The organism is Cohnella panacarvi Gsoil 349, assembly GCF_000515335.1.
GTDB lineage: Bacteria > Bacillota > Bacilli > Paenibacillales > Paenibacillaceae > Cohnella > Cohnella panacarvi.
Genome location: NZ_KI911563.1, coordinates 1,998,531 through 2,012,962 on the forward strand (window position 1 = coordinate 1,998,531; position 14,432 = coordinate 2,012,962).

At 55.5% G+C, this 14,432-nt stretch carries 12 protein-coding genes; 8 read left to right on the forward strand and 4 right to left on the reverse strand.

Going from position 1 to position 14,432, the window contains the following annotated elements:
- On the reverse strand, positions 1 to 1,533 hold the full coding sequence (gene mmsA, locus COHPA_RS0109595) for a multiple monosaccharide ABC transporter ATP-binding protein (RefSeq protein ID WP_027085961.1): 1,533 nt from the start codon (positions 1,531 to 1,533) through the stop codon (positions 1 to 3).
- Positions 1,534 to 1,633: 100 nt separating this feature from the next.
- Positions 1,634 to 2,731, reverse strand: a complete 1,098-nt coding sequence (gene chvE / locus COHPA_RS0109600; protein WP_027085962.1) for a multiple monosaccharide ABC transporter substrate-binding protein — start codon at positions 2,729 to 2,731, stop codon at positions 1,634 to 1,636.
- A gap of 232 nt (positions 2,732 to 2,963) precedes the next feature.
- Between chvE and COHPA_RS0109605 the strand changes: the two genes are divergently transcribed.
- From COHPA_RS0109605 to COHPA_RS0109640, 8 genes are all read left to right on the forward strand, one after another.
- Complete coding sequence (locus COHPA_RS0109605; RefSeq protein ID WP_027085963.1) at positions 2,964 to 3,983, forward strand: substrate-binding domain-containing protein; 1,020 nt, start codon at positions 2,964 to 2,966, stop codon at positions 3,981 to 3,983.
- Between the two features lie 22 nt (positions 3,984 to 4,005).
- Positions 4,006 to 5,820 carry a cache domain-containing sensor histidine kinase gene (locus tag COHPA_RS0109610; RefSeq protein WP_027085964.1) on the forward strand — a complete coding sequence of 605 codons (1,815 nt, stop codon included), beginning with the start codon at positions 4,006 to 4,008 and terminating at the stop codon, positions 5,818 to 5,820.
- Between the two features lie 3 nt (positions 5,821 to 5,823).
- On the forward strand, positions 5,824 to 7,041 hold the full coding sequence (locus tag COHPA_RS0109615; RefSeq protein WP_027085965.1) for a response regulator transcription factor: 1,218 nt from the start codon (positions 5,824 to 5,826) through the stop codon (positions 7,039 to 7,041).
- A gap of 122 nt (positions 7,042 to 7,163) precedes the next feature.
- On the forward strand, positions 7,164 to 7,844 hold the full coding sequence (locus COHPA_RS24350; protein WP_027085966.1) for a C40 family peptidase: 681 nt from the start codon (positions 7,164 to 7,166) through the stop codon (positions 7,842 to 7,844).
- A gap of 241 nt (positions 7,845 to 8,085) precedes the next feature.
- Entirely contained in the window at positions 8,086 to 9,024 is a 939-nt protein-coding gene (locus COHPA_RS0109625; RefSeq protein ID WP_027085967.1) for a metal ABC transporter solute-binding protein, Zn/Mn family, read from the forward strand.
- A gap of 20 nt (positions 9,025 to 9,044) precedes the next feature.
- Positions 9,045 to 9,809, forward strand: a complete 765-nt coding sequence (locus tag COHPA_RS0109630; RefSeq protein WP_027085968.1) for a metal ABC transporter ATP-binding protein — start codon at positions 9,045 to 9,047, stop codon at positions 9,807 to 9,809.
- 5 nt (positions 9,810 to 9,814) lie between these two features.
- On the forward strand, positions 9,815 to 10,756 hold the full coding sequence (locus tag COHPA_RS0109635) for a metal ABC transporter permease (protein WP_027085969.1): 942 nt from the start codon (positions 9,815 to 9,817) through the stop codon (positions 10,754 to 10,756).
- Positions 10,753 to 11,625, forward strand: coding sequence for a metal ABC transporter permease (locus COHPA_RS0109640; RefSeq protein ID WP_027085970.1), 873 nt, complete (start codon positions 10,753 to 10,755; stop codon positions 11,623 to 11,625). Before COHPA_RS0109635 ends, COHPA_RS0109640 begins: the two co-directional genes overlap by 4 nt.
- A gap of 11 nt (positions 11,626 to 11,636) precedes the next feature.
- Here COHPA_RS0109640 and COHPA_RS0109645 read toward each other — a convergent pair whose 3' ends face one another.
- The gene (locus COHPA_RS0109645) at positions 11,637 to 12,866 is read right to left on the reverse strand and encodes an MFS transporter (RefSeq protein ID WP_027085971.1); all 1,230 of its coding nucleotides are present in this window, start codon (positions 12,864 to 12,866) and stop codon (positions 11,637 to 11,639) included.
- A 7-nt stretch (positions 12,867 to 12,873) separates the two neighbouring features.
- Positions 12,874 to 14,400, reverse strand: a complete 1,527-nt coding sequence (locus COHPA_RS0109650; protein WP_027085972.1) for a carboxylesterase/lipase family protein — start codon at positions 14,398 to 14,400, stop codon at positions 12,874 to 12,876.
- Positions 14,401 to 14,432: the final 32 nt, after the last annotated feature.

Consider the following 14,432-nt stretch of genomic DNA (forward strand, 5'->3'; position numbering starts at 1 on the left):
CTATTCTCCCCTGCTCTTCGTCATGTATTTCATAAGCACCTCTTGCGAAGCGTCTTCCCGATTAACCTCGCCGGTGATGCGTCCCTCGCTCATGATGTAAATCCGGTCGCACATCCCGAGGATTTCGGGCAGCTCGGACGAAATCATTAGTACGCCCTTGCCTGACGAAGCCAACTGGTTGATGATCGTGTAGATCTCGTATTTGGCCCCTACGTCGATGCCTCGCGTCGGCTCGTCGAGAATGAGAATGTCGGGTTCGGAGAAAATCCACTTGCTCAGCACGACCTTCTGCTGGTTGCCGCCGCTCAAGTTGCCCGTCTTCTGCAGCACGCTCGGCGTCTTGATATTCATCTGCTTGCGGAACGATTCGGCGACAACGACCTCCTCGTTCTCGTTGACGACCGTGCGTCGCGAAATTTTAACCAAGTTCGTGAGCGATATGTTCCGCTTAATATCGTCGATCAGGATCAGGCCGTATTGCTTGCGGTCTTCCGTGACGTAGGCGATACCTTCTTCGATCGCGTCGCTGATATTCTTGATGTGCAGCTCCCGGCCTTCCTTCTTGATTGTCCCGTTAATATGGCGTCCATAGGAACGACCGAAAATACTCATGGCCAGCTCCGTGCGCCCGGATCCCATCAATCCGGCGATGCCGACGATTTCGCCTTTGCGAATATGGAAGTTCACGTCGTCGAGCACTTTGCGCTCCAGTTGCTGCGGGTGGTACGCGCTCCAACCCGACACCTCGAAGATCGTCTCGCCGATGCTCGGCGTCCTCTCGGGATACCGATGCGTCAAATCGCGACCGACCATTCCTTTGATGATGCGGTCTTCCGTCACATCGTCCTTGCGCATATCGAGCGTCTCTATCGTTCGTCCGTCCCGCAGAATCGTGATCGAATCCGCTACTTTGGCGATCTCGTTAAGCTTGTGGGAGATGATAATGGAGGCAATGCCTTGTTCCTTCAATTGCAGGATGAGCTTAAGCAGATTCTCGCTGTCCTCTTCGTTCAAGGCGGCCGTCGGCTCGTCCAGGATCAGCAGCTTTACTCTCTTCGACAACGCCTTCGCGATTTCCACGAGCTGCTGCTTGCCTACGCCCAAGCTCGCGATAAGCGTGCTCGGACTCTCGCTTAACCCGACCGTACGCAGCAGTTCCTTCGTGCGGACGCTCGTCTCGTTCCAATCGATAATGCCTCTCTTCGTCTGTTCGTTACCCAGAAATAGGTTCTCGGCGATCGAGAGATAAGGGATAAGCGCCAGCTCTTGGTGGATGATGACGATTCCCAGCTCTTCGCTTTGTTTAATATCCTTGAACCCGCAAGAGTCTCCTTTGAACAGAATATCCCCATCGTACGAGCCGTGAGGATACACTCCGCTCAGCACTTTCATCAGCGTCGACTTGCCTGCTCCGTTCTCGCCGCATAGAGCGTGAACTTCGCCTTCCTTTACTTGCAGTCGGACATTCTCGAGCGCTTTGACGCCGGGGAATGTCTTGGTAATCCCGCGCATCTCCAAGATATAGCCCGCCATAGGTTCACCCGGCCTTCGATTAAAGTAGAAATGATTTAGCGATGGCCAGAGGGACGGCCATCACTAAATCATTCGATTTCTTCCGTGCCTGCCCTTAAACTTATTTCAGTTGGTCTTCCGTGTAGTAACCGCTGTCGACTAATACTTGCTTGTAGTTCTCTTTGTCTACGGAAATCGGCACGAGCAAGTAGGACGGAACGATCTTCACGCCGTTATTGTACGTCTTCTCGTCGTTAATCTCCGGCTTGCCGCCCGTCAATACGGCGTCGGCCATCTTAACGGCGACTTTCGCCAGCTCGCGGGTATCTTTGAAGATCGTCGAAGTCTGCTCGCCGGCAAGAATCGATTTCACGGAAGCGAGCTCCGCGTCTTGGCCGGAAGTGACAGGCAGCGGTTTATCGGCTGAACCGTAGCCTACGCCTTTGAGCGAGGACAGGATACCGATCGTGATGCCGTCGTACGGGGACAGGACCGCGTCCACGTTCGCGTCGGCATAGTTAGCGGATAGCAGGTTATCCATGCGGGATTGGGCGACGCCGCCGTCCCAACGAAGAGTCGCGACTTGGTCGAATTTCGTCTGGCCGCTCTTCACGACGAGCTTCCCGCTGTCGATGTAAGGTTTAAGCACGCTCATCGCGCCGTCGAAGAAGAAATAAGCGTTGTTGTCGTCCGGGGACCCTGCGAACAATTCGACGTTGAATGGGCCTTTGCCGTCCTTTAAGCCGAGCTTATCTTCGATATAAGAGGCTTGCAGCACGCCGACCTTGAAGTTATCGAACGTGGCGTAGTAGCTGACGTGCTCGGTTTTCTTGATCAAGCGGTCGTACGCGATGACCGGAATTTTGGCGTCGGCCGCTTTTTGCAGCACGTCGGTCAACGATTCGCCGTCGATCGCCGCGACGACGAGCAATTTAACGCCTTTCGTAATCATGTTCTCGATCTGGGATACTTGGTTCTCGATGACGTCTTCGCCGTACTGAAGATCGGACTTATAGCCGAGCTTCTGGAATTCCTTCACCATGTTGTCTCCGTCTTTCACCCAGCGTTCGGACGATTTGGTCGGCATCGCGATGCCGATCGTTCCTTTGCTCGTTCCGCCGCCGTCGTCTCCGGAACTGCCGTTATCGTTGTTTTTGCCGCAAGCCGCGATGACGAATACCAATGCGAGAATGAGTGCCATTACCGAAAACTTTTTCATTTTTGGGCTCCCCTTTCGTCTTTTGACAAAACCCAATTTATCACGGAGGCCCCGAAGCGGTATTTAGACGAAATTGACAACTTTTTTCAAAAAACAAACCTCTTCGTATTTTCCGAAAGATCAAGTTAAAATAATGAAAATAATGTTCGAATTTTGAAAAGACGGCGGATGGCAACCCTTCTATGATGGAGTTGAATGCTAGACACCGCCCGATCAAGGAGGCCGGCTCGCAGTGAAAAAACCGCTATTGCTGATCGTATATGGACTCGTGACGGGTTTGTTCCTGCTCTTCTTCTGGTATTACGGCATTCGCGACGATAAGAACGACGCTTGGAACGAGAATCCGATCGGGCTTATGGGAGATATAGAAGAGAAATACGTGCTCGTCACGTTTCAATCGGATTTGGATTATTGGAGAAGCATTATGAAAGGCTTCGAGGATGCGGCACAGGTGCTTAACGTCTCCGTCGAATTCCGCGGCGCGAGCCAATACGACGCCAACGAGGAGATTACGGTGCTGGAGCAAGTCATCGCCAGGAAACCCGCCGGAATCGCCGTTACGGCGATCAATCCGGAGGCGCTTAACGCGACGATCGACAAAGCGGTGAACGCCGGTATCCCGATCGTGCTGTTCGATTCCGGCGCGGCGGGCAGCAAGGCGCATTCATTCCTCGGGACGGACAATTACAGCGCCGGGACGAAGGCGGCGCGCGAGCTGGGCCGTCTAATGTCGGGCCAAGGCGAAGCCGCGGTATTGACGCAGCCTAAGCAATTGAACCACCAAGAGCGGACCGAAGGGTTCGTGGAGACGATCCAGCAAGAGTTCCCGGGCATTCGAGTCATCGAGATCGCCGACGGCAAAGGCAGCGTTCAAGGCTCGGCGCAAGCGGCCGAGACGCTGCTGGATGCGCATCCGGAAATCGACGGTTTCTTCGCTACCCAAGCGAACGGCGGCGTCGGCATCGGACTAACGTTACAGGAGCGAGGCTTGACTGGCCGGAAAGTCGTGATCGGCTTCGATATCGACAAAGGAACGCTCGACATGGTGAAGAACGGAACGATCAACGCAACGTTGGCCCAGGGCACTTGGAACATGGGCTACTGGTCGTTAATCGAGCTGTTCCATCAGAATCACGGCTTGGTTCAGCCGAACAGCGAGGATATGAACGGCGCGCATCCGCTGCCTCCGTTCATCGATACCGGCATTACGATCGTGACGAAGGATAACGTAGACAACTATTACGCCAAATAAGCCGGAATGGGGGCTCGGGGGAATGCAATCGGTAAACATGAAGGATAGACACTCTTTCTTTCGACGCCTGCTGCCGAGGAACTTGCCCATCCGTTACAAGCTGCTCGTCCATTTCCTGTTGATTACGATTCTTCCCTCTTTAATTCTGGGACTGTTAACGGACTTCGTCGTCAATCGGATTATCGAGAAGCAAATGAACGAAAACACGCTGCAGTTGATCTCGAAGGTCAACCGGTCTCTCGAGTTTTACGTCGGCAACGTGCAGAACACGACCTATCTGATCTCGTACAATCCGGAAATCCGAGCGTTTCTGTATCGGGACAAGCCCGATCGGGCAACCCGCGAGGAAGCGCTGGAGTTCATGCGGGGCTTCCCGACGCTGCAGACGGAAATCGCCGGCATCATGGTCGTCAACGCGAGGGGCGATTACTTAAGCAATGACATGTATTCCCGCTCCGCCTCCAAGGACCTGACGCTCGAAACCTGGTACCAGGAAGCGGTCGCCGGCAAAGGCATCTTCAAGGTTATCGGACACCCTTACGGACGCAACGTGACGACTCACGCGAATTACAAGGATACCGAGGTCGTCTCCGCGGTCCGCGCGATTGTCGATCCCGACACGCAGAAGGTGATGGGCGTCGTGCTCATTGACCTTAAGCTAAGAGTGATCGTGGAGACCGCCCAGGACGTGCGGCTTGGCAAAACCGGACTGCTGATGGTCATAGACGAAAAAGGCGAACCCATCTATGTGCCTAAACAGCTCGGATTCCAGAAGATTCCGCTCATGTGGCTGAAAGGACAGCCTTCCGGTCAATTCGTAGAGACGATCAACGACCGGAAACTGCAGTTTATTTTCCGCAAATCTTCATTTACGAATTGGTCGACGATCGGCGTGTTCTCCACGGAAGAAGCCGCGCCGGAGGTCAGGCAAATCCGCCTTTACGTCGGCACGTTCGTGTTCGTCGTCTGCTTGCTCGGCATAACCGCGTCCTTCGCGCTCTCGCACGGCATATCGCGACCGATTCATCGCTTGATGGCGTTCATGCACCGGGCGGAGTCCGGCGATCTGAAGACGCGCTATTGGGGCGATACGATGGACGAAGTGGGGATGCTGGGCCGCAGCTATAACAGTATGCTGACGAAGATCGGCGATCTGCTGCAATTAACGGAGAAACAGGAGAGGCAGAAGCGGGAAGCCGAGCTTCGCATCCTTCAGGCGCAGATTAAGCCTCATTTTCTGTACAATACGCTCAATACGATCGACTGGATGGCCCGCAAGCAAGGGGCGACGGACGTCTCGGAGATGGTAAGCGCGCTGTCGAAGCTATACCGGATCGGGCTCAGCAAGGGCAACGAATTTATTCCGCTGGCCGAGGAGTTCGACCACGTCCGCAGCTATCTGCAAATCCAGAAGCTGCGCTACCGGGACAAACTGAAATACTCTCTTGATCTCGATCCCGACATCGCGCATCTGTCTTCGCTGAAAGTCATCCTGCAGCCGATCGTCGAGAACGCGATCTATCACGGTATTAAGGAACGACGCGGACCGGGCACGATTACGGTTCGGGGCATTCGCCGAGACCTTATGATCGAGCTGTCGGTAACAGACGACGGCGTAGGCATGGATGAACGAACGCTTGCGCTGATGCGGGAGAAGCTGAACCATCCGATGCAGGCGCCCGTCGAGACTGCCGGCTCCGGCTACGGACTATCCAACGTTCAGGCCAGACTTAAATTAACCTACGGAACTCCCGCTTGCGGGATAAGCATCGATAGCGAGCCTGGCGTCGGAACGACCGTGACGTTGATGTTCCCGATACACGAAGAGGAGGGATAAAAGGTGGCCGAATCCCTATGGAAAGTCATCATTGCCGACGACGAGCCGATCATCCGCGAAGGATTGCGCGAAGCCGTCGATTGGGCGGCTCACGAAATGGATGTCGTCGCTGAGGCGGAAGACGGGGAAGAAGCGCTCGAGCTGGCGCTGAAGCATGAGGCTCACCTCATGCTCGTCGATCTGAACATGCCGATCATGAACGGAATCTCGTTGATTCAGGAAATCAAGCAGCGCCTTCCCGCTTGCCGAATCGTAATCGTTACCGGCCATGACGAATTCAACTATGCGCAGAAGGCCGTTCGGCTCGGAGTTGACGAATACATCCTCAAGCCCGCGAATCCGACCGATCTGACGGAAGTCGTCCGCCGAATCAAGTCGCAATTGGATCGAGCCAAGACGCAAGCCAAGCATATCCAGCTTGCATCGAACCAAATTCGCAAGAACATCCCGCTCCTCCGCGAGCGCTTCTGCAACGAATGGATCGAAGCGTCGGTGAGCCGGCAGGAAGTGCTGGAGCAGCTTCGTTTCCTAGAATTGCCGGACGAAGCTCCTTCCATGATCGGCATCATCCGCTGGCCCGAGGTGGATCTGGGACAATCCGTCCGCTCGGAACGGGAACGCCAGCTCATGCTGTTCGCGATAGAGAACATCTCCGAGGAGATTCTATCGCCGTATCCGCTCGTCGTGTTCAGGGACCCGCTCGGCTTCATCTGTCTCATCGTCTGGGATACGGAGGAAACCGCCCGGTTCGCTTCGATCGAGAAAGCGGTCAACCTTTATCTCAAGCTGCAAGTCATCGTTCACGCGGAACCGGTCGAGAACGGCCTGGACGGCGTCGCGCAGGCGTTCCGCAAAGCGCGCTCCGGCGTCTACAAGGAAGCCGCGATCTCGCCTCTCGTTCGCAGAGCGAGGCAGCATCTGCGCGATCACTACGACGATCCGCTGCTATCGCTGGAGAGCACGGCTAGAACGATCGGGGTATCTTCCGTCTACTTAAGCCGCTTGTTCAAGCAGGAGCTCGAGACGACGTTCGTCGCGCTGCTTACGCAAATCCGCATCGCCAAGGCGGTCCAGCTCCTGAATTCGACGACCCGAAGCATCGCGGATATCGCCGACGCCGTCGGCTACGAATCCCAGCACTACTTCAGCACCGCGTTCAAGAAGAACGTCGGCGTCTCTCCGATCCGTTACCGCAAGGGAGAGACGTTCGAAGAGGAATGATCACGGCATGATGTTGTTCATCCGCCTGCCGACACTTTCGCGAATGCGCGAAAGTGTTTTTTCTTCCGGGCAAGTGGGGAATCCTACGATAACGAACTTAGGAGATTAAAGGAGAAATCGATATGCGGACCCTGTTAAGCATAAACCGGATGAGGAAATTGCCGGGGATGATATTGGTACTATGCATCCTGACCGCTTGCCAGCAGAATGGAACGGCGCCTTCTTCCGACGGGCGGACGACGCAGCCGGGAATGCTGCCGGACGGCAGCAATATCGAAGATCTGGAGTTAGGCGACGTAGGAATAAGCAGCGGCATTAGAGCGCATGGCGCGAATACGAAAGCCTACCCGACCGTCAAGAACAATCTTCCCGATAAGCTTATCGCGTTCGGAAAGCTATTCATGGGCGCCCCTTACGTGTACGGCAGCGAACGATACGAGCCGTCCACCTTCGATTGCAGCGACTTCGTGCATTATGCCCTTCTCGGCGGATTAGGCATGGAGATCCATGCATGGGACAGCCGGTCGCAATGGGAATACGTCAAACGTTACGGAAGCCGGAAATTCTACAAGCTGGAACAAGCCAGGAAAGGCGATTTACTATTCTTCATGAACTATACCGGCCCGGAGCCGGGAAGGTACGAAGGCATCGATAAAAGCAAGCAGATCGTTACCCACTGCGGCATCTACGCCGGCAACGGATATATCCTGCATACCGGGAGCGCGCCGATCGGCGTAAGGCTGCAGAAGATCGCCGGCACCCATCTGGAAGCGCGTTTCCTGCAAGGAGGATCGGCTTGGTAGGACTGGATAATAAAACAATATTTCTTGCCTAAGGTAAAATTTTTGTTGTGAAGGAAAGTGTGTTGGTGTATGTTAATAATGTAGGCAGCGAGCAACTGATGGCATTGCGTATTTTTTTACCCTTAAAGTTGCATACAGGAAACTTAATTGCTCGCGGGAAAGAGCTTGCCCGCAAACCTCTGTCGCCGTGCATGCTTGGCGCAGAACCTAGCCTATTCATGGGAGAAGGAGAGATCGATTCATGCCAGTTGCAAAGCCGTTGTTCATCATTCTCGCGTTCGCCGTATTGGCCGTCTTGACCGCATGCGGCAACGACAAAGCCGCGACGGGCGAAGAGAAAACCATTAAAGTGACGACGACGATTGGAATGATCACGGACGTCGTCGAACGGATCGGCGGGGAATACGCCGAAGTGACCGGGCTTATGCGAGCGGGAGTAGACCCTCACTTGTACAAAGCTTCCGAGGGAGATATTAATAAACTGGATAAAGCGGATATCATCTTCTATAACGGCTTGCATCTGGAGGGCAAGATGGTCGAAATACTCGAGAAAATGGCCAAAGATAAACCGACCGTCGCCGTATCGGAGAAAATCGACCGCTCCTTGCTGAGAACCGGAGCGCAAATCGGATTGGATACGGAGTTCGATCCGCACATCTGGTTTAACGTTCAGCTTTGGATGAAAGCCGCCGAGTCGATCCGGGACGCGCTTGCGGAATTCGATCCCGCCCATGCGGAACAATACGCGACGAATGCCGAAGCCTATCTGAATGAATTGCGGCAGCTTGACGCCGAAGTGGCCGAGAAGATCAAGACGATCCCGGAACAGAGCCGCGTGCTGGTGACGGCGCACGATGCTTTCGGATATTTCGGAGACGCGTACGGGATGAAAGTCATGGGCTTGCAGGGGATGAGCACCGCTTCCGAAGCGGGCACGAAAGACGTTACCGACTTGCGGGATTTCCTGATCGACAACAAGATCAAAGCGGTATTCATCGAGTCCAGCGTTCCCCGCAAGGCGATTGACGCCGTCATTCAAGGAGCTAAGGAGAAAGGCCATGAACTGAAAGTCGGCGGCGAGCTGTTCTCCGATGCCATGGGAGAAGAAGGCACGCCGGAAGGTACTTATATCGGCATGGTTCGGCATAACGCAGATACGATCGTAGGAGCATTGAAATAGAGGGAGAGGAGAAATCCGCCATGCATGCAAGTCCGCTGACTATTCGCGATCTATCCGTCGCCTATCAGAAGAAACCCGTGCTTCAAGGCGTTACATTCACCGTTCCGGAAGGTAAGCTGATTGGAATCGTCGGGCCGAACGGCGCCGGAAAGTCGACGCTGATTAAAGCCGCTCTCGGACTCATTCCCCGCTTGTCCGGCGATGTCTCGATTTATGGCAAACCGTACGCGGCCCAGCGCAAGCTGGTCGGTTACGTCCCCCAGCGGGAATCCGTCGATTGGGACTTCCCTACGAACGCATTGGATGTCGTGACGATGGGACGCTACGGACATTTAGGCTGGTTCAAGCGCCCCGGGAGCGCCGAGAGGAAGATCGCCATGGAATGTTTGGCGAAGGTCGGCATGGAGGCGTATGCGGATAGGCAGATCAGCCAGCTTTCCGGCGGTCAGCAGCAGCGCATATTCCTGGCGAGGGCGCTCGCTCAGGACGCCAAGCTGTACTTTATGGATGAACCGTTCGTCGGCGTCGACGCCGCCACCGAGAAGGCGATCGTTACGCTGCTGAACGAGCTGAAGAAGCAGGGAAAAACCGTGCTTGTCGTCCATCACGACCTTGCTACGGTCAAAGAATATTTCGACTGGGTCATGCTGCTGAACGTGAATCTAATCGAATTCGGTCCGACGGAGATGACGTTCACGGCCGATAATCTGCAGAGAACGTACGGCGGAAGATTAACGATGCTGGATCGGGACACCTCATCGACCTTGATCATGAACGGAAGGTGACGAAGATGTCGGATTGGTTGAATATCCTCCAAGATCCTAACGTGCAGTGGATCCTGTTCGGTTGCATGCTGCTCGGATTAAGCAGCGGGGTAATCGGCAGCTTCGCCTACTTGCGCAAGCAATCCTTAATGGGGGACGCCTTGTCGCACGCGGCGCTTCCCGGCGTGTGCATCGCCTTCATGCTCAGCGGCTCCAAATCCATCGCGCTGTTCCTTGTCGGCGCGGCGGCCGCCGGACTTGCGGCCACGTTCGGCATCGGCTATATTACGCGACATACGCGAATCAAGCAGGATTCCGCTCTAGCCATCGTCCTTACCGTGTTCTTCGGGCTAGGCATCGTCTTGTTGACCCAAATCCAGCATTCCGGGAACGGGAACCAAAGCGGATTGGATAAATTCCTGTTCGGTCAGGCCGCTTCCATGCTTCTGTCCGACGTGAGAATCATGGCCGTCATCTCCCTATTCCTGATCGGCGTTTGCACCCTCCTGTTCAAGGAATTCAAGCTTCTCAGCTTCGATCCCGGCTTTGCGCGCGGCATCGGTTATCCGGTCGCCTTTATGGATCAGCTGATCATGTTTCTGATCGTCGTCGCGGTCGTCGTCGGCATACAAGCGGTCGGCGTCGTGTTGATGGCGGCCCTCCTGATCACGCCGGCCGTATCCGCAAGATACTGGACCGAGAAGCTCGGGCTTATGGTCGTGCTCGCCGGGGCGTTCGGCGCGCTCAGCGGATTGGTCGGCACCTTCATAAGCGCGAACGGAAACAATCTGCCGACCGGTCCCCTGACCGTGCTTGTCGCAACCTCCTTATTCGTGGTTTCCGTCGTAGCCGCTCCGCGTCGCGGGGTATTATCCAAGCTGCTGCTGCGCGCATACGTACGGAACAAATTGCGCGGCGAACAGGAGAAGTCCGTGCTTCAGGCGGAAAGAAAGGAGACGACCGTATGAGTACGTTCTGGATTATATTAACCGGCGCGCTCGTCGCGAGCACCTGCGGCATCGTAGGCTGTTTTCTCGTCCTGCGGAAAATGGCGATGATCGGCGATGCCATCAGTCACTCCGTATTGCCGGGAATCGTAATCGCCTTCTTGATCAGCGGCTCGAGAGATTCTCTGTTCATGCTGCTCGGCGCGGCGGTTATCGGTCTCATTACCGTATTCCTGATTCAACTGTTCCATCAGAGCGGCGTCCAGTCGGACGCTTCTATCGGCGTCGTCTTCACGGCGCTGTTCGCCGTCGGAGTCATCCTCGTCAGCATGTATACCCGCAATATCGATCTGGACCTGGATTGCGTGCTCTACGGCGAAATCGCTTATGTTCCTTGGAATACGATCGAGATAGGCGGAGTCGACATCGGGCCGAAGGCGGTTTGGGGTATCGGATTGGCGCTGCTGCTATGCGTGATTCTGATTACGGCGTTCTACAAGCAGTTCAAAATCTGCTCCTTCGATCCGGCCATGGCTGCCGCCGTCGGCATTCCGGTCGCGCTGTTCCATTATTTGCTGATGGGACTCGTATCCGTCAGCACGGTCGCATCCTTCGAAAGCGTCGGAGCCATTCTGGTCGTCGGCATGCTCGTCGTTCCGCCCGCTACGGCCTATCTGCTCACGGAAAGGCTGAGCCGGATGATCTTGATCAGCATCGTGCTCGGCTGCGCAAGCTCCGTTATCGGCTATTACTTGGCGCGTATGCTCGATGCTTCGATCGCGGGCAGCATGATCTGCGTCGCCGGGGGATTGTTCCTGCTTGCCCTCCTCTTTTCCCCGACGCACGGCGTGATCTTCCGCAAGATCCAACAGAAACGATTGCTCGCATAATCGTATCGGCATTAAGATCGATCGTTCAGCTTCCCGGTTAGTTTCTTCTTATAAACAAAGTAAATGATGAACGCGACGACGATCGGAATCGACATCAGCCTATACATGACCGCGTACGCCAACGGTTCATCGCCGCTATGCCGTTGAACATAAGAAATGATCAGCCCCGCAATCGCCGGGGCGATCAAATAACCGGCGTCTATTCCGATATAATTCGTATTGCTCGCCACGGCTCTTCTGGACGAGGCAACGAGCCGAATGCTCAGCGTCTGTATGGAGGGAAGGCAGATCCCGTATCCGAAGGACGAGATGCCTCCGGCGACTAGAAACATCGGGAGCGTGCGGGAATAACTGATTACGATCATCGAGACGGCGAACAGCAGAATGCCGGGAAGGATGACTTTATCCATCCCGTACGTATCTGCGATCTTGCCGACAAGCGGCCTGGCGATCAATAGGCATACCGCGTACGTCGTAAAGAACAAACCGATTTCATCGACTCCGTTAACGCCGCCGTAGATTAGAATAAAGGCCTGTATGCAAGCGTGGGCACCCGCAAGGAAGAATAGGATGACGGTCGGAATCAACACTTCGGAAGCAACCATGCGATGCAGGGACAGTTGGAATCGCGTTCCCCGAGCAGGCTTGTCGGATGCCAGACGCCATGCGAGCACCACAACGATGCCCATAAGAACGGAACCGATCCAGAACGTCGCGGAATAGCCGAACGCTTCGACCAATTCCAAACCGATCGACGGACCGACTGCCGTCGCTCCCGCCTGCCCCAACGAAAAAACGCCGATCCCGGTAGCCAGCCTCCGGCTCGGCAATACGTCCCCGGCCATCGCCAGACTTACCGGAGCAAGCAAGCCCATCCCGATGCCGTGAAGCAGTCTTCCCGCCATGACCATGGAGATGCTGTCCGCCGCTCCGTAGCAGACGAACGCGAGCAGAATGATGCCGGCAGCAGCCGCGAGCAGCCGGTTCTTGCGAAAATATCCTGCAGACGGACCGACGAACGGCCTCGCCGCAAGCGCAGTGACGGCGAACATGCCGGATACCGTCCCAATGATCGCGGCGGATGCCCCCAGATGCTCGGCGAATTTCGGAACGAGCGCGCTCATCATGAATTGTCCGAAGTTCAGCAAGGCGCTAATGATAAACAGATTGCGAAACGAAGGCGTCCAGATCGGCTCCTTGCCAACCTGGACTGCGCTCATCTCGCTTGAAGCTTCATTCATAGGATCCTCATCTATTCTTGAAATATTGCCGCACGAGGAACTTCATGAGCTCGCCCGGCTGTTCTCTGGAGAACTCCGACTTATCCTTGAACAGCATTCCGAACGGGGCTTCGGACGTAATGACGTCCCAACGAGGCAGCTCTTCCCCCGTGGAATCGATTCCGTTCGGATCTCCCGTGCGGATGAAGTTCGCCCAGTAATTGCACATCTGACGCGCAAGGTCGTAATGCTTGCCGACGAACGGCCTCCAGCACTTGGCCAGCGTCTCGAAGAAAAACCATAGATCCACCGAATGGAACGTGCCGGGGTTGTCCCAGCCCGGTATTTCCGCATCGAAGTTATAATAGTAAAGAGGAACGTTAGCGCCGGTATCCGAATTCGCCCGCGCGATAATGCGATTCGCGAACTCTATTCCGCTTGCCGCCGCTTTCTTCTTCATCTCTTCGATATTCCCCGACTCCATTCCGCAAAGCTGAAGATACGTCTCGGCATCGTCGCCGAACAACTCGGCTGCCATTCTCTTGAAGTCTTCCGCCGTATCGCAAGCCGGAACGCTCAGAAACTCGGAAGAAGTATGGCCGAACATGACCGGCACCATCCATCGCTTGTTCTGCAGGAACAGCTCGAACGGGTCGCCCACGCTGAACGTATGATCGACGACCGTATGCCAGAATCCCCAATGGCCGAATGCCATCGCCTTGTCGCGGAGATAGGCCGCATCCAGTCTCCTCGCTTCCGCAAGAGTGCTAACGCCGAGATATTCGAAGAACTTGACGCCGTCCTGCTCGGCAGCCTCCAGAGGTTTGCGATATCCGGGCATCGGCGATCCGGGATAGATCTTCGCGAACATTCCGCTCTGTACGATCGCCCTCTTGAAGAGTCCCTCGTTCTGAGGCGACGTAAGCTGGCTCATGACGCTCCCGCCGCCGGCGGATTGTCCGCCGATGGTCATATTGTCGGGATCGCCGCCGAACGCGGCGATATTGCGCTTCACCCATCTTGTCGCCGCCTGCTGATCAAGGTTGCCGAAGTTGGCCGGCGCTTCGGGCGATTCCGCCGTAATCTCGGGATGGCACAAGAATCCGAACGCGTTCAGCCGGTAGTTGATCGTAACGACCACGATGCCGCGCCTGGCGATGCGTTCTCCGTCGAACTCCATCTCGGACGGATGACCGACCTGCAGGGCTCCGCCGAAATACCAAACGTATACCGGCAGCTTCTCGTCCGTCCGCTTGGCGGGCGTCCATACGTTCAGGTAAAGGCAGTCCTCGCTCATCGCGATGTCCGGCTCCACGGCCCACTCTCGGGTATAGATATTATTATCGTCCAGCTCTTGCCTGACTTGCATCGGGATCGGCGAGAATTCATGCGCTTTGAGCACGCCTTCCCAGTCCTTCGCGGGCTGAGGCGCGCGCCAGCGATTCTCTCCGACGGGCGGAGCGGCGAACGGAATTCCTTTGAAGCTCGTAATCCGCGGGTCCGCCGCAGGCAGCCCCTGGACGACTCCGTTCTCTACTTGTACGACTCTTAACATCATAACATCTCCTTTGATTGGCAAGATGAGAT